The organism is Herbaspirillum sp. CF444, assembly GCF_000282135.1.
Lineage (GTDB): Bacteria > Pseudomonadota > Gammaproteobacteria > Burkholderiales > Burkholderiaceae_D > Herbaspirillum.
Map to the genome: position 1 here is coordinate 34846 of NZ_AKJW01000016.1, position 23909 is coordinate 58754.

Below are 23909 nucleotides of genomic sequence, written 5' to 3' on the forward strand. Positions count from 1 at the left end.
TTGCCAGCGCCATTTTTCAGCCACTCTAAGGTGCCTGTAAGTATGTATAACAAATATCAATCCCTGTGGATCGGCGCGCTGGCGCTGATCATCGTTCCCATCCTGCTGCAGCTGCTGGGCCTGACCACCAGTTCGTCCACCGACGTCGTCATCTACGCCATCGCCGCCATGGGCCTGAACCTGCTGGTCGGCTACACCGGCCTGACCTCGTTCGGCCACGGCGCGTGGTTCGGCGTGGGCGCGTATGCCGCCGCGCTGTCGCAGAAATATTGGTTCCCCGGCCAGATCGTGGCGCCGATGCTGTTCACGATCGTGTTCATCGCGGCATCGGCGGCGATCGTCGGCTTCCTGATCCTGCGCCGGCGCGGCGTGTACTTCTCGCTGCTGACGCTGGCCTTGTCGGCACTGACGTTTGCGATTGCCTTCCGCTGGACCGACTTCACCGGCGGCGAATCGGGACTCGGCAATGTCGTGCGTCCGGTCGTGGCGGGCATCGATCTGGATCAGGCTATCCCCTTCCTCGTGTTCGTCAGCGTGATCGCGCTGATCGTGCTGTTCGTCCTGCAACGCGTGATCCGCTCACCCTTCGGCCACGCCATCGTGGCGATCCGCGAGAACGAGCAGCGCGCGCGTTTCCAGGGTTACAGCACCATCGTCTACAAGCTGATCATGTTCATCGTGTCGGCCGGCGTGACCGGTCTGGCGGGCGCCTTGCTGGCCTTCCATCACCGCTTCGCCTCGGCCGAACCGACCTCGGTCGCCTTCTCCGGCGAACTGCTGGCGATGGTGGTGATCGGCGGCATGCGCAGCTTCCTCGGCCCGGCATTGGGTGCGTTGTTCTACATCCTGTTCCGCGAATGCCTGTCGATCTGGACCGAGAACTGGCTGCTGTGGTTCGGCCTCGCCTTCGTCGGTTTCATCCTGTTTTCGCCGACCGGCCTGGTGGGCATCTGGCAACAGATCAAGCGCCGGCTGCGTCCGCCGGCTGAAGTCGGCGCCGCCATGAGCCAGCGCCAGATCGTCGACGGTTTGCCTTTGCCTGCTTTCCTGCAATCACCGCGGCAGGATGGATTGGTGTTGGAAGTCAAGGACATCGACATCCGCTTCGGCGGCATCCAGGCGGTCAAGAGTGCGCAGATCAATCTGCATGCCGGCGAGATCCACGCGTTGATCGGCCCCAATGGCGCGGGCAAGACCACGACCTTCAATCTGATCTCCGGCATGTTCATCCCGAACCACGGCACGGTGAAGCTGAACGGTGAAGAAATCCAGGGCCTGACGCCGGGACAGATTTGTCAGCGCGGCCTGGCGCGTTCATTCCAGATCACCAATCTGTTCAAGGGCCTGAGCATCTACGAAAACCTGCGGCTGTCGCTGCAGGCGCGCCATGCCTCGCGCTTCAACATGTGGAAGGACATCGACAGCTATCCCGAGATCCACGCCGAGACCGACGAGCTGATGCGCTTCCTCGGCCTCAAGGGTATCGACGACATCGAAGGCGGCGCCTTGTCCTATGGCGGACAGCGCCTGGTCGATCTGGGCATCGCGCTGGGATCGAAGCCGCACGTGCTGCTGATGGACGAGCCGCTTGCAGGTCTCGCCGCCGCCGAGCGCGAGCGCGTGTCGCGGCTGGTGAAAATCATCGCCGACAACATTCCCGTGCTGATCGTCGAACACGACATCGACCGCGTGCTCGGCTTCTCGCATCAGGTTACGGTGATGAACCAGGGCAGCGTGCTGATGTCCGGCACGCCGGATGAAGCGCGCGCGGATCAACGCGTGCAGGAAATCTACACCGGCACCGGCACGCCGCCGGTCACCGGACGCGTTGCCGGCGACGCGCAGGAACGTCCGCAACTGCTGGCATTCGATAAGGTCAACGCCTTCTACGGCAAGAGCCACATCCTCAACGACGCCACGCTGGAAGTGCGCGAAGGCGAGATCGTGGCCCTGCTCGGCCGCAACGGCGCCGGCAAGTCGACCTTGCTGAAAGCGCTGACCGGTTTGCTGAAACCGGCCTCGGGCGCCATCCGCTACAACGGCAAGGATATTGCCGGCCTGAGCGCTCCCGACATCGCGCGTCTGGGCATCGGCTACGTGCCGCAGGGACGCGGCCTGTTTGCCGGCATGACCGTAGCCGAAAATCTTTCGCTGGGTCGCCTCGCGCGCAAGACCGACAGCAGCAACGGCATCGCCTGGAGCGAAGAAAAAATCCTGCACTACTTCCCGCGCCTGAAAGAACGCCTCCACACGCCAGCCGATTTCCTCTCCGGCGGCGAGCAACAGATGGTGGCGGTGGCGCGCGCCCTGTCGGGCAACGTCCGGCTGCTGTTGCTGGACGAACCCTTCGAAGGTCTGGCGCCAGCGGTGGTTCAAGAGCTGTTCACCGTCTTCGATCAACTGCGCAAGGAAGTCTCCATCGTCATCGTCGAGCACAACCTCGACCTGGTGCTGGCACTGGCCGACCGCGTGTTTGCGCTGGAACGCGGCGCGGTCTTCCACACCGGCCCGGCCGAACCGCTGCTGACCGACCTGAGCTATCGCAAGCAAATTCTCTGGCTTTAACTTTTTACTTCTGACACAAGCAACAAGGACATTTACATGAACACCAGTTTGAAAGATCAACGCGTCGTCGTCACCGCAGGCGCACAAGGCATCGGCCTGGCCATCACCGCATCGTTCGTGGCGGCGGGCGCGCAGGTTCACATCTGCGACGTCAGCGACGACTTCCTCGGCAGCGCGCGCAAGCAGTTCGCCGGCGCGCCGGTCAGCTTCAGCAAGACCGACGTCGCCAACGAAGCGCAGGTCGACGCCATGTTCGCCGAACTGGCGCAACGCTGGGACGCGCTCGACGTGCTGGTCAACAACGCCGGCATCGCCGGCCCGACCGCCAAAGTCGAAGAGACCGAATTGTCGGCCTGGGACCAGACCATTGCCGTCAACCTGACCGGCCCCTTCCTCTGCACGCGCCGGGCGGTACCGCTGCTGAAAAAAGCCGGCGGCGGTTCCATCGTCAATATTTCGTCGGCGGCCGGCCGTCTCGGCTTCCCGCTGCGCACGCCTTACTCCGCCTCCAAATTCGGCGTGATCGGCCTGACCGAAAGCTGGGCGATGGAACTCGGCCCTTCCAACATCCGCGTCAACGCCATCCTCCCCGGCATCGTCGCCGGCGAGCGCCAGGAACGCGTGATCGCCGCCAAGGCGGCGTCCTATGGCATCGACCATGAAGCGATGCGCGAGCGCCTGCTGTCCAAGGTCTCGATGCGCAAGATGGTCACCGCGCAAGACATCGCCAACCAGATCATCTACATCTGCTCGCCGGCCGGATCCGCCGTCAGCGGGCAAAGTTTGTCGGTCTGCGGTAATGTCGAACATCTCGGCTGAAGCCGATGAAGCCAACGAAGGAGACACCATGAATGAAAAAATCGCCGTCATCGGCGCCGGCCTGATCGGCCGCGCCTGGGCCATCGTCTTCGCCCGCGCCGGCTGCAGCGTCGCCATCTACGACGCCGTGCCGGAAGCGCTCAACACCTGCCGCAAGCTCCTGCACGACAACATCAGCGACCTCGCCAAACATGGACTGATCAACGAAACACCCGACGTCGTGCTGGCCCGCATCACGCCGGTCGACAGCCTGGCCGAAGCACTCAAGGGCGCGGCGCTGGTGCAGGAAAACGTCAAGGAAACCGTCGAAGTCAAACGCCAGATCTTCGCCGAGATGGACAAGCTGGCCGCGCCCGACACCATTCTCACCAGCTCGACCTCGTGGATCCCGACGTCCGAGTTCTCCGAACACCTCCCCGGCCGCCACCGCATCCTGGTCGCCCATCCCGTGAATCCGCCCTACCTCGTCCCATTGGTCGAACTGGCACCTGCGCCGTGGACATCCGAAGAGACAGTCAAGCGCGCCCACGACATCTACACCCGCGCCGGCCAGTCGCCGGTGTTGTTGAAAAAAGAAATCACCGGCTTCCTGCTCAACCGCATCCAGGGCGCGGTGCTCAACGAAGCGCTGAACCTCTACGAAAATGGCTACGCCTCGTCGGAAGATCTCGACAAGGTATTGAAGGACGGCCTGGGGTTGCGCTGGTCCTTCATGGGTCCGTTCGAAACCATCGACCTCAATGCGCCGGAAGGCGTGATCGATTATGCAAAACGCTACGGCCACACGTATCGCGACGTGGCGAAGACGCAGTTGCCGAATGAGTGGAATACGGAGACGCTGAAAGAGATTGAAGGAGAACGACGCGAGGTGCTGCGTGCGGATCAGTTGCAAGAAAGATCGCGCTGGCGTGATAACCGCTTGATGGGATTGGTGGCGCATAAGAAGAAGCAAGCGACTTAAAAGAGAAATGCCGGCAACGGCACGCCACTGGGTCCCAGCGTTCGCTGGGACGACGGGCTAATTAGTTACAGAGAATGTGTAAGTGCGCGATGCCGAAGGCGAGCCACCCCGGGCAAAGCGAAGCGAGCCGGTTCGGCAGTTCCGCTTGGAGCCAGCCGGTGATGCGATGCGAAAAATGGATTAAGAAGGAAAAACTGTCTGAGCGAAGCGAGTTTTTTTCCTTCCCATTTTTTGCTTCGCAGCACCGGGCAGCCCGAAGGGCCTGGATCCCGCGGTCGCCTTTCTTTGCTTACTTTCTTTGGCGAAGCAAAGAAAGTGAGCGGCTGCCGCTTGCTGAAGCAGTGCTTCAGCCCCCCGGCGAAGGGTTGATCGAAGAGAGAACAGCTTAAGCAACGAACAAACGACAAGCCGGAACAACGAACGCCACTGGGTCCTGACTTCCGTCAGGAGGACAGATGGACTTGAAAAGTTATACATATAGACAAGCCCCACAAACCAACAATCACCAGGAGAACCAAATGAGCAAACCCAAAAAAGTCATCATCACCTGCGCCGTCACCGGCGCCATCCACACCCCCTCCATGTCCCCCTACCTGCCAGTCACCCCGGACGAAATCCGCGACGCAGCATTGGGTGCGGCAGAAGCCGGCGCCGCCATCGTCCACCTCCACGCCCGCGACCCGCACAACGGCAAACCGACGCAAGACCCGGCGGAATTCCGCAAATTCCTCCCCCAGATCAAAGCCAGGTCCAACGTCGTCATCAATCTCACCACCGGCGGCGCCCCCACCATGGGCGTGGAAGAACGCCTGCAACCTGCATTGCAACTCAAACCCGAAGTCGCCTCGCTCAACATGGGCTCGATGAACTTCGGCTTGTATGAAATGCTGCACCGTTTCAAGGACTTCAAATACGACTGGGAAAAACCCTACCTCGCCGAATCCGACGACCGCATCTTCCGTAACACCTTCAAGGACATCGCCTACATCCTCGAATCGTGCAGCGCCAACCAGACCCGCTTCGAAATCGAGTGCTACGACATCGGCCATCTCTACACCGCCGCCCACTTCATCGACCGCGGCCTGATCAAACCGCCTTTCCTGATCCAGTCGGTGTTCGGCCTGCGCGGCGGCATCGGCAACGACGTCGAAGACGTGATGCATATGAAGCGCACCGCCGACCGCCTGTTCGGCGACGACTACTTCTGGTCCGTGCTCGGCGCCGGGCGCGGCCAAATCCCGATCGCCACGATGTCGGCGGCGATGGGCGGCCATACCCGCGTCGGCCTGGAAGATTCGCTGTGGGACGGCCCCGGCAAGCTGGCCGAAAGCAACGCCGCGCAAGTCAAACGCATCCGCACCGTGATCGAGGCGCTGTCGCTGGAAGTGGCGACGCCCGACGATGCGCGCGACATGCTCAAGCTCAAGGGCGGCAACAACGTGGCGTTCTGATTTCATCAAGGATCTCCTGCTTCATTGCAAGAGCCGCTTCTTTTGTCTCCCACGGCGCCGCACGATGTTGCGAGCGCCGTTTTTGTCGTTGCCATGACAAACACTCTTTGCATCTCGCCGCTACCGGCCCAATCCCGGTCCGTCCTCCCAAATAAGTTACAATCCCTGTCATTCCATCAGCACCAAACCCCATGCGCCAATATCTCGATTTCATGCGTCATGTCTACGAACATGGCACCGAAAAAACCGACCGCACCGGCACCGGCACGCGTTCCGTCTTCGGCCACCAGATGCGCTTCAACCTGCAGGAAGGCTTTCCCCTGCTGACCACCAAGAAGCTGCACATCAAGTCCATCGTCCATGAACTGATCTGGTTCCTGGCCGGCTCGACCAATATTGCCTATTTGAAAGAAAACGGCGTCAAGATCTGGGATGAATGGGCCGATCCGGAAGGCAACCTGGGACCGATCTACGGCTATCAGTGGCGCTCCTGGCCGGCGCCGAACGGCGAGCACATCGACCAGATCGCGCAAGTCGTCAGCCAGATCAAGAACAACCCTGATTCGCGCCGCCTGATCGTGTCGGCATGGAACGTGGCCGACATCCCGCAGATGAAATTGCCGCCTTGTCATGCTTTCTTCCAGTTTTATGTGGCCGACGGCAAGCTGTCTTGCCAACTGTATCAACGCAGCGCCGATATTTTTCTCGGCGTGCCGTTCAACATCGCGTCCTACGCGTTGCTCACGCACATGGTCGCGCAGCAGACCGGACTCGATGTCGGCGACTTTGTCTGGACCGGCGGCGATTGCCATCTGTATTCCAACCATATGGAACAGGTGCGGGAACAACTGGCCCGCACGCCGGGACCGTTGCCGAAATTGCAAATCAAGCGCAAACCGGAAAGCATCTTCGATTACAAGTTTGAAGATTTTGAAATCACCGACTATGAAGCCCAGGCCCATATCAAGGCGCCCGTCGCGGTCTGATCCATGCATTCTCGTTTTATCTGAAAACGCCTGCATCTTTGCAGGCGTTTTTGTTTCCGCGCGCAGAAAGCACCTATGCCGGAAATCGCTCTTCCTTCTCCAGAGCGATTTCCGAACCAGCTTTCCAGAAAAATAATTCAGCAAAAAATTGGCGTACGCATCGATGCGCTTCACCCATCAAAGACAAGAAAATTCGACATCCATCGCGAAAACTCTGCCTTTCGGTAACAACGCGTAAATCCGGCTTTCCGGTGCAATCGAAAAAACTATACTCGCGCAGGATTTTGACCTAAAGTCGGCAAGATGCCCTTGCGTCCGCCAGACATCGACAGCAAAATCCGACTCAACGACGCCGGCTCACGCAGCCGGTTTTTATTTGCGCTATTGGAAAGGAAAAGCACGTGAATATACTCAAAAGAATGACGGCAGAGACCTTCGGAACTTTCTGGCTGGTGTTGGGCGGAACCGGCAGTGCCGTACTCGCCGCGGGGTTTCCGAGCCTGGGAATCGGCTTTGTCGGCGTGTCGCTGGCCTTTGGCCTGACGGTGTTGACCGGCGCCTATGCATTGGGTCACATATCGGGCGGCCACTTCAATCCGGCGGTGACCATCGGTCTGACGGTTGGCCGTCGCTTCCCCGCCAAGGAGGTCGTCCCTTACATCGTCGCGCAAGTGATCGGTGCGATCATCGCCAGTGCCGTGCTCGCCTACATCGCCTCGGGCAAACCTGGCTTCGACCTGGTGGCGAGCGGATTCGCCGCCAACGGTTTCGGCGAACACTCGCCGGGACAGTATTCGCAGGCGGCGGCTTTCGTGACGGAAGTGGTGCTGACCTTCGTCTTCCTGATCGTCATCCTCGGCTCCACCGACAAGCGCGCGCCGGCAGGTTTTGCGCCTATCGCCATCGGCCTGGCCCTGACGCTGATCCATCTGATCTCGATCCCGGTGACGAATACCTCCGTGAATCCGGCCCGTTCAACCGGTCCGGCGCTGTTCGTGGGCGACTGGGCATTGCAACAGTTGTGGCTGTTCTGGGTCGCCCCGATTGTCGGCGCGGTGATTGCCGGCGTCGTCTATCCCTTCATGACGGAAGAGAAATAATCGCTGAAGGAGCCGCACGGTAGCCGCGGCTCCTTCCTCTCGCAAACACCGTCGTCGATTGACGGCGTTAAGTCGAATCCGTGCTTAGCTAAGTTGTAATAGTTATTTCACTTCCCGCACTGCAGCATCTATAGTGCATGACAGGCCATTCACAGGGATTCCGTCATGCGCAACCTTCCAAAATCGATTGCTCTTCTGACATCCTTCAGCGTGATCGCCATCCTGGCGTTGCCCGGCCAGTCGCAGTGGGACGCCTTTGCGTTTGCTGCCTCCGTGGCGATGGCGGGATTGGGATTGCTGTATCCGTGGGCGCTATCCCGCGAGCATAGCGATATCGGTCGCAGCGTGCGCCGCGACATGCAGGAAGTCGATGTGGGCCCGGCGACGACCGCCCTTCTGTTCTAAGCGGCGACTGCCGCATTGCATTGAAGCCGGTCCGGACGCTGCGCCGGACAATAGCAAAAACTCAGGACGCCCCCTGGACCTTCTCCGGCGTGCCGCCGGAACCCGTGGCCGGATTGCCGTATTGCGCATCATCCTTCCAGCCCCCGCCCAAGGCCTTGTAGAGCGAGACCGTCGCCTGCAGGCGCTGCAGCTTGATCTGCCCCAGCTGGTTTTGCGCCTCGGACAAAATCCGTTGCGTGTCCAGCACCACCATCAAATCTTCGGCGCCGACGCGATAACGGATTTCCGACAGCTCGAAAGCAAAACGCGCCTGGTCGACTTCCTGGTTCTTGAGGCGATAGCGCTCTTCCAGACTGCGAATCGCGCCCAAGGATTTTTCCACCTCCGACAAGCCGCTGACGACCGCCGAACGATAGACCTGCACCAGTTCCTGCTTCTGTGCGATGGCCAGGTCGCGCTGGCTGCTCAGGCGACCGGCGTCGAAGATCGGCGCCGTCAGCGAGGCGCCCAGGTTGGCCAGCAGATTGGGGCCGTCGAACAGCGACAGCAAGGCATTGCTTTGCGCGCCGGTGGAACCGGTCAGACGGATGCTCGGGAACAAGGCCGCGCGCGCGACCGCGACGTTGGCGTTGGCTTCGGCCAGACGCGCTTCGGCGCGACGGATGTCGGGACGGCGCGTCAGCAATTCCGACGGCAAGCCCGGGGCGATCTTCGGCATCTGGATCGCGGCCAGTCCTTTTTCATTGACGACGAAGCTTTGCGGCGGGCGGCCGAGCAAGGTTGCCAATGCGGTCTGCGCGTCGCGCTCTTGCTGCATCAGGTCGGGGATCGCCGCCTGCTGGTTCGCCAGCGCCGAACGCTGGCGCGCCAGGTCGAGCGGCGATGCGGCGCCGGCGCGGCTTTGCGATTCGACCAGTTTCAGCACGCGCTGGGCATTGGCGACGTTCTGTTGCGCGATCTGCAAACGGTCGCGCAGCGACAGTACTTGCAGGAAGGTCGAGACGATGCCGCTGGTCACCGTCAGCGCGACGGTTTCGCGGTCGTAAATATTGGCGCGCAGCGAGGCTTCGGCGGCGGCCAGGCCGGCTTTGTTCTTGCCCCAGAAATCGACTTCGTAATTGATCTCCAGCATGCCGCTGGCGGTCGTGGTCGCGGTGCCGCCGCTGAGCGGCAAGCTGCGGTTGGCGCTGGAGGCGATGTCGGCGTCGGGCAGCAGCGGCGCACCGGCGATGCGGGCATTGGCTTCGGCCTGGCGCACGCGCGACATGGCGGCCGCGATTTCAAAATTGTTCTTTTGCCCTTCGGTGACCAGACCGCTCAGCTCGGCGCTGCCGAACTGCTTCCACCAGTCGGCATCGAGGACGATCTGCCCGGCGCTGTCGGCGCCGGCAGCCGATGCGGCAACGGAAGGATCGCTCCACTGTTTCGGCACGTCCACTTTTTGCACGGGCTCGACGTCGACCTGGGTTGCTGCGCAACCGGCCAGCATCAGTGTCAGCACTGCCAGGCTGATGGGCTTCATCGAATATTCACCGGAAAAAAACGCCATGGAGAAACCTGTCGCGAAAAAGAACTAGCCGGCTTTGTCGCCGTTGCGTGTTGCGGATGCAGGCGCAGGCGCTACGGCCGGCAACAGCACCTGCTCGCCCTCAGTCAAGCCGGAAACCACCTGCGCCTTGTCGGCGTTGCGGATGCCGATCCTGACGTCGCGCGTTTCGAGCGAGCCGTCGGCGCGCAAAATCTTCAGCTTTTGCATGCCCTTGTTGTCAGGCTTGACGACCAGCGATGCGGGAATCGTGACGGCATGCTCCACCTTGGCCAGCACGAAGAAGACGTCCGCCGTCATGCCGGCCATCAGCTCGCGGCTGGGATTGGCGACGTCGAACAGCACGGTGTAATACGCTTTCTTGCCTTGCTTGCCGGTGTCGTCCGCCGGCAGCAGCATGATCTGCCGCAGCTTGCCGGCCCAGCGCTTGCCGGGATAGCCGGGCGTGCTGAAATAGGCCGTCATGCCTTTATGCAATTGGGTGACGTCTTCTTCCGCCACCCGCGCCTGCACGCTCATCTTGCTGAGATCCGAGATGCGCATGAGCACGTCCTGATTGGCCGACAGGGTCTGGCCGATGCGCGCCGACAAGGCCACCACCGTGCCGCTGATGGGCGCGACGATCTTGGTCTGCTTCTGGACCGCTTCGTCTTCCTTCATGGTCGCGTCGAGCTGCTGGATCTGCGCGTTGATGGCGTCCACCTTGGCGGCCGCAGAATACATGCCCATGCGGCTGGATTCGAAGGCTTCTTCACGGGTGGCGTTCTCGGCCTTCAGCTGGGTCTGGCGCTGGAATTGCAGCTGGGCGAAATCGAGCTGAGCGTTTTGTCCGGCCAGTTCGGCTTTGAGGCGCGCCATCTGGGCGCGGTTGTTTTCGGCGCGACCGGCCTGCACCACCGGCGAGATGGCGACCAGCAGTCTGCCTTCCTTGACCGCTTCGCCGATGCCGACGTAGACGTCCGAAATCTGCCCGGTGACCTTGGTGCCGACGTCGACATAACTCTGCATGGCGACGTTGCCGGTGGCATTGACGACCTGCTCGATGTCGGCGCGTTCGGCGATGACGGTTTCCAGTTTGACCGGCACCGGCTGCGGATGCCGCTGGCGATAGCCGTACCAGCCGACGACGCCGGCCGAGACCGCCAGCAGCAAGGCCAGCGCCATCCAGCCGCGACGGATCAATTTGCGCCGGCGCTCGGCGGGCGCGGAAACAGGCGTCGCCAGGTTGCGATTTTCTGCGGTCATGCCGGACATGTCTTCCACGTCGTCTCTCCTCATTTCGCCGCCATCCAGGACGAGTGCCGCGCCGGTTGACTCCAGACCGCCAGATGCAGCTCCGACAACAGGCGCGGATCATCCAGCAGCGTGTGCTTTTGCCTCTCGGTCAACACGTCCGGGCCGCGGCGCAACGCTTGCAGCACCAGCGAGTCGCCCGCACTGCGGCTGGCGGCCGGCAGGCGCGGATGACCGTGGGCGCTGGCGCAGACCAAGGCATTGACGGACGGATCGACGACGGCGTCAACGAAGCCCGGCAAGGGCGCGGTCGCATTCAGGTGCGAGACGGTGTCGCGCAATTCGCGCGGCGCATCCACTTCTTCCGGGATCGAAAACAATTTGGAACGGCGGAACAAACGGCCGAAAGACACCCGGCTCGACAACACCGACAACGGCACCGACAAAGCCAGCGAACCGGCGATCGGCATCAGCCACCAGATGAAAGCCGGATTGAGCCAATAGACCAGCGCGCCCCAGGCCACTCCCAGCAGCGAATGCACGCCGTGGCGACGGAAGGCTTCGCCCCAGCCGGTTTCGTTGTCGGCGCGCGGCGGCGACTTCCAGCTCAAGGCCCAGCCGAGGAAGGCGCCGAGCACGAAGCGCGTGTGGAACAGCATGCGCACCGGCGCCAGCATCATCGAAAACAACAGTTCGAGGAACATGCTCAGCGTCACGCGCAATGCCCCACCGTATCCTTTTGCGCCCTTGGCGATGATCAGCAGGATGCTGAGGATCTTCGGCAGGAACAGGATGGTGGCCGTGGCCGACACCAGCGCCAGCGCTTTCTCCGGATGCCACTCGGGCCAGATCGGAAACAGCTGGCGCGGCTCGACGAAGTATTGCGGATCGATCAGCGTATGCGTCGCCAGCAACACGGTCGACAGCGCCAGGAACAAAGCCCACAGCGGAGCCGACAAATAAGCCATCACCCCGGTGACGAACACCGCGCGATGCACCACGTGCATGCCGCGCGCCAGGAACAGGCGGAAGTTCATCAGGTTGCCCTGGCACCAGCGGCGGTCGCGGCTGAGTTCGTCGAGCAGGTTGGGCGGCATTTCTTCATAGCTGCCGTCGAGGTCGTAGGCGATCCACACCGACCAGCCGGCGCGGCGCATCAACGAGGCTTCGACGAAATCGTGCGACAGAATCGGGCCGGACAGATTGCCGTCGCCGGGCAACGGCGCCAGCGCGCAATGTTTCATGAACGGTTCGAGACGGATGATGGCGTTATGGCCCCAGTAATGCGACTCGCCCAGTTGCCAGTAATGCAGGCCGGCAGTGAACAAGGGGCCGTAGACCCGCGTCGAGAATTGCTGGATGCGCGCATACAAGGTGTCGCGCCCGGCCGCACGCGGCGCGGTCTGGATGATGCCGGCGCTCGGGTGCGCCTCCATCAGGCGCACCAGCGTCGACAGGCATTGGCCGCTCATCACGCTGTCGGCGTCGAGCACCAGCATGTAGCGATAATCGGCGCCCCAGCGGCGGCAGAAATCGTCGATATTGCCGCTCTTGCGTTTGACGCGGCGGCGACGATGACGATAGAAGATGCGGCCGAAGCCGCCGACTGCCTTGCACAGGTTGGCCCAGGCTTGCGTCTCGGCGGCGCAGATGTCGGACTCGCCGCTGTCGCTGAGGACGAAAAAGTCGAACCGGTCGAGGTCGCCGTGGCGCTGTACCGATTCGTAGGTCGCGCGCAAACCGGCAAACACGCGCGCCACGTCTTCATTGCAGATCGGCATGACGATGGCGGTGCGCGCTTGCGGCGCGATCCATTTCGGCCCCGCCTGCTCATGCGAGATCAGATACGGATCGTCGCCGCGCATAAGCACGAGGAAACCCGTCATGGCGGTCCAGAATCCCGCCGACACCCAGCAGAACAGCAAGGCGAACAGGCCCAGCACCACCATCTCCAGCGGTTTCTCGCCGTGATAGGGCAGGACGTCGCTCATGAAGTAGGTCGCCAGCGCGCTTTGCATCAGCATCAGGATCAACAGCACCACGCGACGCACATTGCCGCTGTGGGTCCAGTAGCCGCGCGGATCGGGCGAGTCGGGCAGGTCCAGCGTGTCTTCCACAAAGACCGCCTCTTTGGGCGGCAGGCCCTTGCGGCGCGCAGCACGCTGCTCGAACTTGCGCGTGGCTTCTTCGACCCAGCGCGAGAGCGGATTGAGCGTGCCCCAGGGACGCGGCACCATGGATTTGCGATTGAGCGGCGGCGCGACCTTGATGTCGTCGCCCGGACCGGGCACTGCAGTATTTATCCCTGCACCGGCCGCAGGCATCTGCATGGCGATGGCCTTGGCGGCGGCTTGCGGATACAACAGTTCAAGCCGGGCAGCGACGGAGTCGTGCGCCGGATTGCCGGAGTCTTTACCGGACAAGCCGCGCCCGCCCGCCAGCAGTCCGTGCAAATCGCGGATGGCGTCGCCGGAGTCCAACTCGCCCGCGCGGGCGGCCAGGTCCTGGCGCTGTTCAGGCGTCAGCGGCAGGCGGTCGAGATAGCGCTCCAGTTGTTGCGACGTTTCGGAGGCTTGTCTCAGTTGGGGGGTAATATGTAGCTCCACGTTTCGGACAGGGTTGCGCCGGGACCGTTCTGTGCAGCGTTCCTGAGGAAGCCACGCAGTTCGACCGGCTTGTTATCTTCGTTGCGGCGCAGTTTCAACTCCATGCGCCAGCCGCCGGTGACGTCGTTGCGGCGGGTCGTCACGCTGACCACCTTGCCGTTGCCGTCACTTTCCACCGTCCCCTCCACCCTGGCATTGGCCGGCAGTTTCTTGAGTGCCGTGCCGTCGAAGTCTATCGACATGCCTATCGTATCGTCGCTCTTGGCGCGGTAGCCGTGACCGAAGCGCGTTTGCGCCACCCAGGCCAGCGGCGGTTTCTTCTCTGTTTCCTTTTGCCAGTACATCTTGTACTCGACGTTGAACGGCTGGCCTTGCTTGGGCATGCTGTTCGGCATCCAGTAGGCGACGATGTTGTCGTTGGTTTCGTCCGGCGTCGGAATCTGCACCAGCTCGACGCGGCCGGCGCCCCATTTGCCCTTGGGCTCGATCCAGGTGCTCGGACGCGCTTCGTAGTGATAGTCCAGGTCTTCATAGCTGGAGAACTGGCGATCGCGTTGCATCAGGCCGAAGCCGAGCGGATTATCGAGGCTGAACGCCGTCACCAGCAAGCGCTTCGGATTGACCAGCGGCCGCCAGATCCACTCGCCGGTGCCGGACTGGATCGACAAGCCGTCGGAGTCATGCACTTCCGGACGAAAGTCGTCGGCCGGACCGTTCTGGTTTTCGCCGAAGAAGAACATGCTGGTCAGCGGCGCGATGCCGAGCTTGGTGACGTTGGCGCGCAGATACAACTGCGCCTTGACGTCGATCGTCGTATCCACGCCGGGGCGCAGCACGAAGCGATAGGCGCCGGTCGCGCGCGGCGAATCCAGTAGTGCGTAAATCGTCAGTTCCTTGTCGCCCGGATTGGGACGGCTCAGCCAGAACTCGGTGAAGCGCGGAAACTCCTCTCCCGAATACAGCGCCGTATCGATCGCCAGGCCGCGCGCCGAGATGCCGTAACCCTGGCCCTTGCCCATGGCGCGGAAATAGCTCGCACCGAGGAAGGTCAGGACGTCGTCCTTTTCCTTGGTCGAATTGACCGGGTAGCGGATGCGGAATCCGGCAAAGCCGATGTTGCGCACACGGCGCGGATCGATGCGCGTATGGCTGTAATCGAACAGGCCCGAATTGAACACGATCTCGCGCACGCCGCCTCCGACGATTTCATTGATGCGCACCGGCTCCACGTAGGCGCCGCCCTGATGGACGAAGGACAGTTCGAACGGCAGCTTCTCGGGACGCCAGTAAGCGCGGTCCTGCTTGAAATGCAGCTGGTTGGCCTGCTCGTAACTGAGCTCCTTGATTTCCCTGGGCAGCTTGTCGGCGGGCTTTTTGTACGACTTGCCCGCCAGCGCCTTGGCGCGCACGGCGACGTCGTTGAAGTCGAACGCCGCCGCATTGTTTCCATAAAGGGCCAGCAATGACGCTAGCAACAGCGTCGACGCCGCCGGCAAAATAGCGTGAACAGCTTGCCCCATGAGACGGGACGATTTGGCGGAAGCTTTCAAGGCGCCTCGCCGGTACAAAGTAAAAAACATTGGATTTCCGTCTGACATGCAGTTTTTCTTATCCGATAACGCCCTTCGGGCATTTCGAAAGATGGCGTAGTTTACCCAATGTTGCACAAGTTGGCCCAGAACTCCGGCCGGATAAACCCCAATACCCTCGAAACGCCATGGCGGCGCAGCATCCGGCAACTTCCCGACAAAACTTCCCGCCAGTTGCCGCGCAATTGCAGAACTATTGCCAAAGAGAACCATCGCTGACGCCAGGCTGGCCAGGTCCTCTGCTTACCGGGGATACCTTTATAAGGGCAATTCCTTCCCAGAAAGTTCCATCATCGAGGACGCGTCCTGTAACATAACGCCCTCAGTACCGGTGCGGCGCAACACGGCGCCCGCCGACTTCCGGCAATCCTACACAAGTATCGGCATGTCACCTACACCTTCCGCCTCCGGCGCACTGTGCATCATCGTCGCCACCGACAGCAAGCACGGCATCGGCATCAACAACACCCTGCCCTGGCATCTGCCGGAAGACCTGGCGCACTTCAAGCGCACCACCTCCGGCCACCCCATCATCATGGGCCGCAAGACCTTCGACTCCATCGGACGCCCCTTGCCGAATCGCCGTAATATCGTCATCACGCGCAATCGCGAGTGGTCGCACGCCGGCGTCGAAACAGTGTCATCCTTGCAAGATGCGGCGGCATTGGTGGCGGGCACGGACGCCTTCATCATCGGCGGCGCCCAGGTTTATGCGGAATCCCTGCCGCTGGCCACGCGCCTGATCGTCACCGAGATCGGCAAAAGCTTCGACTGCGACGCTTTCTTTCCGGCGATCGACCCCCAACTGTGGCAAGAAGCGGCGCGTGAAACGTACCGCTCGGAAAGTCAGGAATTTGACTACGCATTTGTGACATACGAAAGACGCTGAAAGAGTCCGGGGACTTTTTGTTGTTTTTCCCTGATTTTCAACAAAATCGGCATGAGTTTTCGCCCCACCATTTCTCGATTTCTGCGAAAATTCGGCTTCTTTTTTAGAACCTGCTCCCTCCGCTGTCCAGCCGCGATCCGGCACGGCGGCGTGACCGACAGGTTCGTGAAGGTTCTGCTAGCCCGGAAGGCGTATGAAATCCATCGCGCTTTCTCTTTTGCAGCGACATTGTTTGACCGGTTTGCCAGGCTCACCCCGACAGCAACCGTCCGAGCGCGTAAGCTTTTCGCCCAGGCGCAGTCGCAGTTTTAACTGAACTGAACGCATGATCACTCTGCCCCATGCGTTCTCCTGGAGAACCTATGAAATTCCGTTTCCCCATCGTCATCATCGACGAAGATTTCCGCTCTGAAAACACTTCCGGCCTGGGCATCCGCGCCCTCGCCGACGCCATCAAGGAAGAAGGCATGGAAGTGCTGGGCGTGACCAGCTACGGCGACCTGTCGCAGTTTGCCCAGCAGCAATCGCGCGCTTCCGCCTTCATCCTGTCCATCGACGATGAAGAATTCGGCGCCGGCTCGTCCGAAGAAACCGACTTCGCGCTCAAATCGCTGCGCGCCTTCGTCAGCGAAATCCGCCACAAGAACGCCGACATCCCGATTTACCTGTACGGCGAAACCCGCACCTCGCGCGACATCCCCAACGACATCCTGCGCGAACTGCACGGCTTCATCCACATGTTCGAAGACACGCCCGAATTCGTGGCGCGCCACATCATCCGCGAAGCCAAGTCCTATCTCGACGGCCTGGCGCCGCCGTTCTTCCGCGCGCTGGTGCACTACGCACAGGACGGTTCGTATTCGTGGCACTGCCCCGGCCACTCGGGCGGCGTGGCTTTCCTGAAGTCGCCGATCGGCCAGATGTTCCACCAGTTCTTCGGCGAAAACATGCTGCGCGCCGACGTCTGCAATGCCGTCGAAGAACTCGGCCAGCTGCTCGACCACACCGGCCCGGTCGCCGATTCGGAACGCAATGCCGCGCGCATCTTCAACGCCGACCACTGCTATTTCGTCACCAACGGCACCTCGACCTCCAACAAAATGGTCTGGCACTCGACGGTTGCGCCCGGCGACATCGTCGTGGTCGACCGCAACTGCCACAAATCCATCCTGCACTCCATCATCATGACCGGCGCGATTCCCGTGTTCCTGATGCCGACGCGCAACCACCTCGGCATCATCGGACCGATCCCGCTGGAAGAGTTCACGATGGAAAGCATCCGCAAGAAGATCGAAGCCAACCCGTTCGCGCGCGAAGCCGTGAACAAGAAGCCGCGCATCCTGACCATCACGCAATCGACCTACGATGGCGTGGTGTACAACGTCGAGACGCTGAAGGAAATGCTGGACGGCGAAATCGACACCCTGCACTTCGACGAAGCCTGGCTGCCGCACGCGACCTTCCATGATTTCTACAAGGACATGCACGCCATCGGCAAGGACAGGCCGCGCGCCAAGAAGTCGATGATCTTCTCGACCCAGTCGACCCACAAGCTGCTGGCCGGTTTGTCGCAAGCCTCGCAGATCCTGGTGCGCGAATCGGAAACCGTGCAGCTCGATCAGGACGCCTTCAACGAAGCCTTCCTGATGCACACCTCGACTTCGCCGCAATATTCGATCATCGCCTCGTGCGACGTCGCCGCGGCCATGATGGAAGCGCCGGGCGGCACCGCGCTGGTGGAAGAAAGCATCCTCGAAGCGCTGGACTTCCGCCGCGCCATGAAGAAGATCGACCAGGAATTCGGCAAGGACTGGTGGTTCCAGGTGTGGGGGCCGAACAGCTTCTCCGCAGACGGCATCGGCGAGCGCGAAGACTGGGTCATCAAGGCGGAAGACGACTGGCACGGTTTCGGCAACCTGGCGCCGGGCTTCAACATGCTCGACCCGATCAAGGCGACCATCGTCACCCCCGGCCTGTCGCTGGACGGCCAGTTCGGGGAGAACGGCATCCCGGCATCGATCGTCACCAAGTACCTGGCGGAGCACGGCGTGATCGTCGAGAAGTGCGGCCTGTATTCGTTCTTCATCATGTTCACCATCGGCATCACCAAGGGCCGCTGGAATACCCTGGTGACGGCGCTGCAGCAGTTCAAGGACGACTACGACAAGAACCAGCCGATCTGGCGCATCCTGCCGGAGTTCGCCGCCGCGAACCAGGGCCGCAACGCGCGCTACGAGCGCCTGGGACTGCGCGACCTGTGCCAGCAAATCCACGAAACCTACCGCGCCTACGACGTCGCGCGCCTGACGACGGAAATGTACCTGTCCGACATGCAACCGGCGATGAAGCCGTCGGATGCATTCTCGAAGATGGCCCACCGCGAAATCGACCGCGTGCCGCTGGACGAACTCGAAGGCCGCGTCACCTCGATCCTGTTGACGCCTTACCCACCGGGCATCCCGCTGCTGATCCCGGGCGAACGCTTCAACAAGACCATCGTCGACTACCTGAAATTCGCCCGTGATTTCAACGAGAAATTCCCTGGCTTCGAAACCGACGTGCATGGTCTGGTCAAGCGCGAGGTCAATGGACGGCGCGATTACTTCGTGGATTGCGTGAAGCAGTAACAAGGTCTCTACCTCAGACAAGCAAGCAAAGCCGGGACCGATGCCAGGTCCCGGCTTTTTTCTTGGCGGCGACCTGCGGCCGCGAAGCGCTTCTTAAGGGTCCGCCCGAACCGCATCCGGCTCCAGCAAGATCGCGCGGCACATGGTCTGCGCGCCATCCACCACCACGCTCAGCCGGCCCCAGGGCTGGCGGAACGAGAGCTGCACGTCGCCGCCGTCGCCGTCCCGGTAAGCCGGGCTGGCTTGCGCCTGCCCATACTTCTTTTGCAGCAGCGCCAGGTCCAGCGACAGGCCTTCACAAGACAAATGCAGCTGCTGCAGACTGCCATCGCCGGCATCGCAATCCATGCGGGCTTGCGTGATGTTGCACTCCCCGACCGTGAAAGGCCAGGTCTGGCGTACCACCACTTGCCCGCCGGGGAGAATGGGGGGTGGCTGGTACCAGGCGGCCGGCAGCAAGCGCTTCAGTTCGGCCAAGACGTCGGTCGCGCTCATTGCGGCGCATAAGCCATCGGTCAGGCCGGTCAATGGCGTGGCTTGGGCGGCATCCGCGTTGCCTGTATGAAGGCGCAGGAATGCCATGCTGTTGGAATGGTGACGCCGGCCGCTGGCCGCCTGGGTGTCGGCGCCCGATGGCGATGCCAAGGCAGGTAACTGCTGCTGCGGTGCTTGCGTGTTATCGGCGCCCGCAGACGCCGGATTGGGAAGAAGAGAAATTCTCATGTCTTTTACTCGGTTTGCGGCGCGGTCGGGAGGGGATTCGAAGATACTTGCCCGACCGGGCCGGTAATGTGTTTGATGTCGAACACCCGGCCGGCATTGTCCAGGTGCATGGTGATTTCATGGCCGCTGCCTTGCAGGTCGAAACGAAAGGTGGCCTTCTCGGCGACGCTGCCGACCGCAGTGATCTCCGGTTCGCAATGAGTGACGGCAGACTGCACCACGTTCTCGAACACGCGCAAGTCGCCGCCGGTGCTTTGATCCAGCAAGGTTGACGGCGTGATGAACAACTGGCCGGGGCGTTTTCCCAATGTGCCGTCGGGTCGCGCCGGCAACGCCTTGATGAATGCGATATTGGCCGTGCTGGGCGCTTCGAAGCCGCCCGCCGCGGCCGGTACGGTCAAATCGGGCTGCTCCTGGCGCAGCGTGTCGATGCGGCTGGCCTTGCCTTGGCTGCCGTGATGCTCTTGGTGAAATGCCCGCCAGTTCATCTCGTAAGTAACGTGGTGTGGCACACCGGACGGGTTTAGACGAGCGATAATCTGGCCCATCTCGGTTTGCGCGGTAGCGCGGACACTGGCCTGCTCTTGCGGGCTATTGGTCAGCGCCATCTTCTGTTGCATGGTTTCGTATACCGGCATGGCCTGGGCATACCACGTGGAACGCGACAAATACTCGAGATACTGGTCGTGCGAAGGGCCGGGAACGAACTGTTTCAGGGCCTCGTATTCGGTCAGCAGCGAATTCCCCTCATTGCCAGCCTCGTACGCGGCGTAGCTGTCCTCCGACCGCATGTCGGGGTTGTTGCCGTAACGTGCATGCGCCATTTCATGCACCAGAGAATTGAACAAGGATGCCCCGTGACTGTACGCGGGATTGCCCAGCGAAATGCGCTTAAGTCCAGAATTGCAATACACGCCTTCGCCCTCCTTGCCCATGCCGATCTGCCACCCCTGACGCTGTAGCTCGCGCAGATTCTCTTCTTGCGTGGGAGAGGCTTGCAGCATGCGGTCGAATTCCGACGGCGAGCGGACATCCACCACCATGCCGTTCTCCATGCGTGCCAGCAAAGAAACCTCCTGGCCGCCCAATTGCGTGCGGTATTGAAAGAAACCCGGATGTTCCACGCTGGCCATGTGCAGGTTTTCCGACTTGGCGACCGTAGTCAAGAAAGTGCTGGGCGGCAGCATGAAGCCAGCGGCGTGGGCCGCCAAGGCTTGCCACCCCTGTTGGCCCATGCGCGAGGCCAGGTCGGGCGCCACCTCCACTTCCGACGCCTGGGCCTGAACCTGGACGCGCGGCTTGAGTTCGAAACCGGTCAGGTAATCGCTGCCGTCACGGGTATGCAGCACCGCCGTCATCGGCTGGTGGCGATAGGTAAAACTATATTCGGTGCGCGTTACGGTCGGGTCGGCAGGATCCGACGGCAACGTGTTCTGCTTACCGCTCAGCATGGCGGTGTGGATGACTTCCGGCAGGAACTGCGGGTCGATGCCGTGACTGGCGCAGGCCTGGGCCGACTGCGAAGTCAGCGCGGGATCGCATTGGGCCATGCTGAACCAACGCTCGCGCCCGTCCTCGCCACGCGCGAAATGCCCCCAATTCATCGCCCCGGCCGTAACCGCGCTAACTTCACCCGGCTTGTCGCCCAAGGTCACGAAGAGTTGCACGGCCTGGCCGCGCTCCGGGTCGTGGCAAGTCACGGCAAAGCGCTTGGCGTCGCCCCACTGGCGATATTGACCGCTGGCCAGGGTGTGCTCCACCAGCCCGCCGATCTGGTGCTCGGTGATACCCAACCGTGTGAAGCTCGCACTGCTTTGCCGGATGCTGCCGGCCAGGCTCTTGCGGTCCAGCCAATAACTTTCTCCAGCCTGATTGGTCGCGAACGCGGCCAGCTTGGACGGCGCGATCGCCACGCCGGTGCGGTTCAGGCATTGCGCGGCGCGCTCGATATCGGCGGCCGGCGTATTGCCGCGAATGCCGAAGGCCTCGTATTGCAGCTGCATTTCCTCGGCCAGAGGATCGCGACGCTGGCCGGACTGTCGCATACCCAACTGCCCTTGCGCCTGGAAATTCTGGTGCACGCGCTCAGCCATCTCCGCCGGAGAAGGCTTGGCGCCACCGTTCTCCGCGCGCAATTCGTCATACGCCTGGATCATGGATGCTGCCACGTGCAATGAGGGGGGCTGTTTCGGGGAGGATAGCGCCAGGGATTCGCTCAACTCGAGCACATTGAGCGCGCCGGCCGCCTCGCGCGCGAGGAAACTGAGCTCGAACTGCTTGCGCGAGGCCAGCGACATGGGCTTGTCGTAAATGGCCGCGCCCGCATGGCGGGCCAGGATAGAAAGGAACATGGCCGGATCGCGCGCCGCCAGATTGGAATCGATGGCGATACGCCGGTGCCCGCTCAGGTCGGTGGCCGGTCTCAGTTTTTTCTCTTCGATAGTCCAGCCTCGCGCGACCATCGCGTCTAGCTGCCGGCGCAATTGCGCATGCGGCTCCAGCAACCGGCGCGCGCGTTCACCCAAGCCGGACAGGCCGGCGTCGGCCTCCAGCGATTGGGACGGCACAGCTTGCATCGCGCGTTGCGTCCATTGCTTGCCGGTGGCGAGGATGTTGCGCCGTTGCTTGTCCAGCATGGCCTGCGGCGGAAGCTTGAACAACTTGGCACGACTGGACTGATCGCCAGCGCGCTGCATGGCCGCACGGGCTTGCGGCGCGATTGGCGCCAGGCCTTTCAAAGGCCTGGGTTGCGCGCGCGCCGCCGGTTGCTCCGGCTCGTTGCTGTGGAACCAAGCCTTGATGTTGCTAAACGAAATGCCGCCCATGTTTTATCCGCCGACAAAAAATGCAAACGGACCTTGGGAAACCCAAGGCTGTGGGCAATGAGTGGCAGCAGCGGCGGTTCGGTTCCAGCCGGCTGGCGTCAGAAGTTGCCGAAGCAGGAAAAGCCCGCCGCCGCGATCGCCGCCAGTACGGGGCACATCGCTGCTGATCCCGGGCGAACGCGTCAACAAGACCATCGTCGACTACCTGTGAAATTCGCCCGTTATTTCAACGAGAAATTCCCTGGCTTCGAAACCGACGTGCATGGTCTGGTCAAGCGTGAAGTGAACGGCCGCCGCGATTACTTTGTGGATTTCGTGCGTCAATAAACTGCCCTCACGGACAAACGAAAAAAGCCGATACCGTATTGCCGGTATCGGCTTTTTTCATTCAGACTTAGAATCCGTTTCATAAAGAAACGGGGTCTTACTTTTTATCCCAGACACTGCACGGCCGGATGCGACAACGAGCGGTGTTCACTGCAGGAAGATCATCCCTGCCGCAGCACCGCCGAACAGCAGCCACAGCGGATGAATTTTGGTCTTGAGGGAAATGGCCGCCGTCGCGGCCGTGATCACCGCAAGAATGCCGTTGCTGATCGAGGCATGCGCAATCAGCGCGGCGCTGGCGGCCACCAGACCGGCCGTCACCGGCATCAGGCCGGCCTGCACATGGCGACGCCATGGTTTGTCCTTGAAGCGCTCCCAGACGTGCAGCATCACGATGGTCACCAGCGAGGACGGGCCGAACTTGGCCAGCGTCGTCACCAGCATGCCGTAGAAGCCGGCCACGTGCCAGCCGACCAGCGTCACGATCATCAGATTGGGGCCGGGAGCAGCTTGCCCCAGGGCGAACAAGGCGCTGAAATCTTCCGCCGTCATCCAGTGGTGCACTTCCACCACCTGGCGCTGCATCTCCGGCAGGATGGTGTTGCCGCCGCCGAAGGCCAGCACCGACAGTTCGGAAAAAATCAGGGCAAGGGCGATCAGGGTCTCGCTCATTTTACAGTCCCCTTCTCTGCGAATTTAGCCGTGATCACCACGCTCACCGGCGTCATCACCAGCATGGTCCACAACAACGGGATACGCAGCCAGGCGATGGCGATGAAGCAGACCGTGGCCAATGCCGCCAGCACCAGGTTCTTGCGCAACGGCAGCGCGATCTTGACCGCCATCTGGATCAGCAAGCCGGCCGCGGCGGCAGCCAGCCCGGCGAACAGGTGTTTGATGTTGGGGTCGTGCTGATAGTGCTGGTAGAGGATGCCCAGCATGACCACCACCATGGACGGCACGGCGATCAGGCCGAAGATCGCCGACACCGCGCCCTTGACGCCGCGAAAACGCATGCCCAGCGCCACCGACAGGTTGATGATGTTGCCGCCCGGCAGAAACTGGCAAAGCCCCAGCAACTCGACGAATTCGGCTTCGGTGAGCCAGCGATGACGTTCCAGCACCATGCGATGCGCCAGCGGCAAGGCGCCGCCGAAGGCCGTCATGCCGAGGCCGAGAAAGCCGAGGAACAGTTCTTTCGACGTCGGAATCACGCGACCGGAGGCGCGGTCGTCGTGGCCGTCCATGGCGCCGGTC

General features: G+C 61.8%; 18 protein-coding genes. 10 read left to right on the forward strand and 8 right to left on the reverse strand.

Translation table 11 applies throughout. The annotated features are described in order from the left end of the window. Nucleotides 1-42 precede the first annotated feature (42 nt). The 7 genes from PMI16_RS02895 to PMI16_RS02925 all read left to right on the forward strand — a co-directional run bounded on the left by PMI16_RS02895 (nucleotide 43) and on the right by PMI16_RS02925 (nucleotide 8287). Nucleotides 43-2565 (forward strand): branched-chain amino acid ABC transporter ATP-binding protein/permease, encoded by a 2523-nt coding sequence (locus PMI16_RS02895; RefSeq protein ID WP_007876237.1) that lies wholly within the window; start codon nucleotides 43-45, stop codon nucleotides 2563-2565. A 36-nt stretch (nucleotides 2566-2601) separates the two neighbouring features. Then, nucleotides 2602-3384, forward strand: coding sequence for an SDR family oxidoreductase (locus PMI16_RS02900; protein WP_007876239.1), 783 nt, complete (start codon nucleotides 2602-2604; stop codon nucleotides 3382-3384). Further along, the gene (locus PMI16_RS02905) at nucleotides 3365-4345 is read left to right on the forward strand and encodes a 3-hydroxyacyl-CoA dehydrogenase (protein WP_157212507.1); all 981 of its coding nucleotides are present in this window, start codon (nucleotides 3365-3367) and stop codon (nucleotides 4343-4345) included. The genes PMI16_RS02900 and PMI16_RS02905 overlap by 20 nt, the downstream gene beginning before the upstream one ends. A 518-nt stretch (nucleotides 4346-4863) precedes the next feature. After that, nucleotides 4864-5796: a 3-keto-5-aminohexanoate cleavage protein gene (locus PMI16_RS02910; protein ID WP_007876243.1), complete on the forward strand. Its 933-nt coding sequence runs from the start codon at nucleotides 4864-4866 to the stop codon at nucleotides 5794-5796. A 191-nt stretch (nucleotides 5797-5987) separates the two neighbouring features. Continuing rightward, the gene (locus PMI16_RS02915; protein WP_007876246.1) at nucleotides 5988-6782 is read left to right on the forward strand and encodes a thymidylate synthase; all 795 of its coding nucleotides are present in this window, start codon (nucleotides 5988-5990) and stop codon (nucleotides 6780-6782) included. Between the two features lie 401 nt (nucleotides 6783-7183). Next, entirely contained in the window at nucleotides 7184-7882 is a 699-nt protein-coding gene (gene aqpZ / locus PMI16_RS02920; RefSeq protein ID WP_007876247.1) for an aquaporin Z, read from the forward strand. Between the two features lie 165 nt (nucleotides 7883-8047). Beyond that, on the forward strand, nucleotides 8048-8287 hold the full coding sequence (locus PMI16_RS02925; RefSeq protein WP_007876250.1) for a hypothetical protein: 240 nt from the start codon (nucleotides 8048-8050) through the stop codon (nucleotides 8285-8287). Between the two features lie 61 nt (nucleotides 8288-8348). Here the strand turns inward: PMI16_RS02925 and PMI16_RS02930 are convergent, their stop codons facing one another. The 4 genes from PMI16_RS02930 to PMI16_RS02945 are packed head-to-tail and all read right to left on the reverse strand — an operon-like array spanning nucleotide 8349 to nucleotide 15192. Continuing rightward, nucleotides 8349-9836 (reverse strand): efflux transporter outer membrane subunit, encoded by a 1488-nt coding sequence (locus PMI16_RS02930; RefSeq protein ID WP_007876252.1) that lies wholly within the window; start codon nucleotides 9834-9836, stop codon nucleotides 8349-8351. A 24-nt stretch (nucleotides 9837-9860) separates the two neighbouring features. Beyond that, the gene (locus tag PMI16_RS02935) at nucleotides 9861-11111 is read right to left on the reverse strand and encodes an efflux RND transporter periplasmic adaptor subunit (RefSeq protein ID WP_007876253.1); all 1251 of its coding nucleotides are present in this window, start codon (nucleotides 11109-11111) and stop codon (nucleotides 9861-9863) included. Next, a complete protein-coding gene (mdoH, locus tag PMI16_RS02940) occupies nucleotides 11108-13672 on the reverse strand; it encodes a glucans biosynthesis glucosyltransferase MdoH (protein WP_007876255.1) in 2565 nt (854 codons plus the stop codon). Before mdoH ends, PMI16_RS02935 begins: the two co-directional genes overlap by 4 nt. After that, nucleotides 13645-15192, reverse strand: a complete 1548-nt coding sequence (locus PMI16_RS02945) for a glucan biosynthesis protein G (RefSeq protein ID WP_051994569.1) — start codon at nucleotides 15190-15192, stop codon at nucleotides 13645-13647. Before PMI16_RS02945 ends, mdoH begins: the two co-directional genes overlap by 28 nt. 454 nt (nucleotides 15193-15646) lie before the next feature. Here PMI16_RS02945 and PMI16_RS02950 point away from each other — a divergent pair, with 454 nt between their 5' ends. Together PMI16_RS02950 and PMI16_RS02960 are read left to right on the forward strand one after the other, a co-directional pair. Beyond that, nucleotides 15647-16150, forward strand: a complete 504-nt coding sequence (locus PMI16_RS02950; protein ID WP_007876263.1) for a dihydrofolate reductase — start codon at nucleotides 15647-15649, stop codon at nucleotides 16148-16150. Between the two features lie 362 nt (nucleotides 16151-16512). Then, entirely contained in the window at nucleotides 16513-18777 is a 2265-nt protein-coding gene (locus PMI16_RS02960; protein ID WP_007876265.1) for an arginine/lysine/ornithine decarboxylase, read from the forward strand. A 93-nt stretch (nucleotides 18778-18870) separates the two neighbouring features. On the opposite strand, the gene PMI16_RS02965 is transcribed toward PMI16_RS02960, so the two are convergent. Both PMI16_RS02965 and PMI16_RS02970 read right to left on the reverse strand, forming a co-directional pair. Beyond that, nucleotides 18871-19500: a hypothetical protein gene (locus tag PMI16_RS02965; RefSeq protein WP_007876271.1), complete on the reverse strand. Its 630-nt coding sequence runs from the start codon at nucleotides 19498-19500 to the stop codon at nucleotides 18871-18873. 5 nt (nucleotides 19501-19505) lie between these two features. After that, entirely contained in the window at nucleotides 19506-22325 is a 2820-nt protein-coding gene (locus PMI16_RS02970) for a hypothetical protein (RefSeq protein WP_007876272.1), read from the reverse strand. Between the two features lie 57 nt (nucleotides 22326-22382). On the opposite strand from PMI16_RS02970, the gene PMI16_RS02975 reads away from it, so the two are divergent. Further along, nucleotides 22383-22652 (forward strand): hypothetical protein, encoded by a 270-nt coding sequence (locus PMI16_RS02975; protein ID WP_007876277.1) that lies wholly within the window; start codon nucleotides 22383-22385, stop codon nucleotides 22650-22652. Nucleotides 22653-22799: 147 nt separating this feature from the next. On the opposite strand, the gene PMI16_RS02980 is transcribed toward PMI16_RS02975, so the two are convergent. Then, complete coding sequence (locus tag PMI16_RS02980) at nucleotides 22800-23324, reverse strand: chromate transporter (protein ID WP_007876278.1); 525 nt, start codon at nucleotides 23322-23324, stop codon at nucleotides 22800-22802. After that, on the reverse strand, nucleotides 23321-23899 hold the full coding sequence (locus PMI16_RS02985) for a chromate transporter (protein ID WP_034379029.1): 579 nt from the start codon (nucleotides 23897-23899) through the stop codon (nucleotides 23321-23323). The genes PMI16_RS02980 and PMI16_RS02985 overlap by 4 nt, the downstream gene beginning before the upstream one ends. Nucleotides 23900-23909 lie beyond the last annotated feature (10 nt).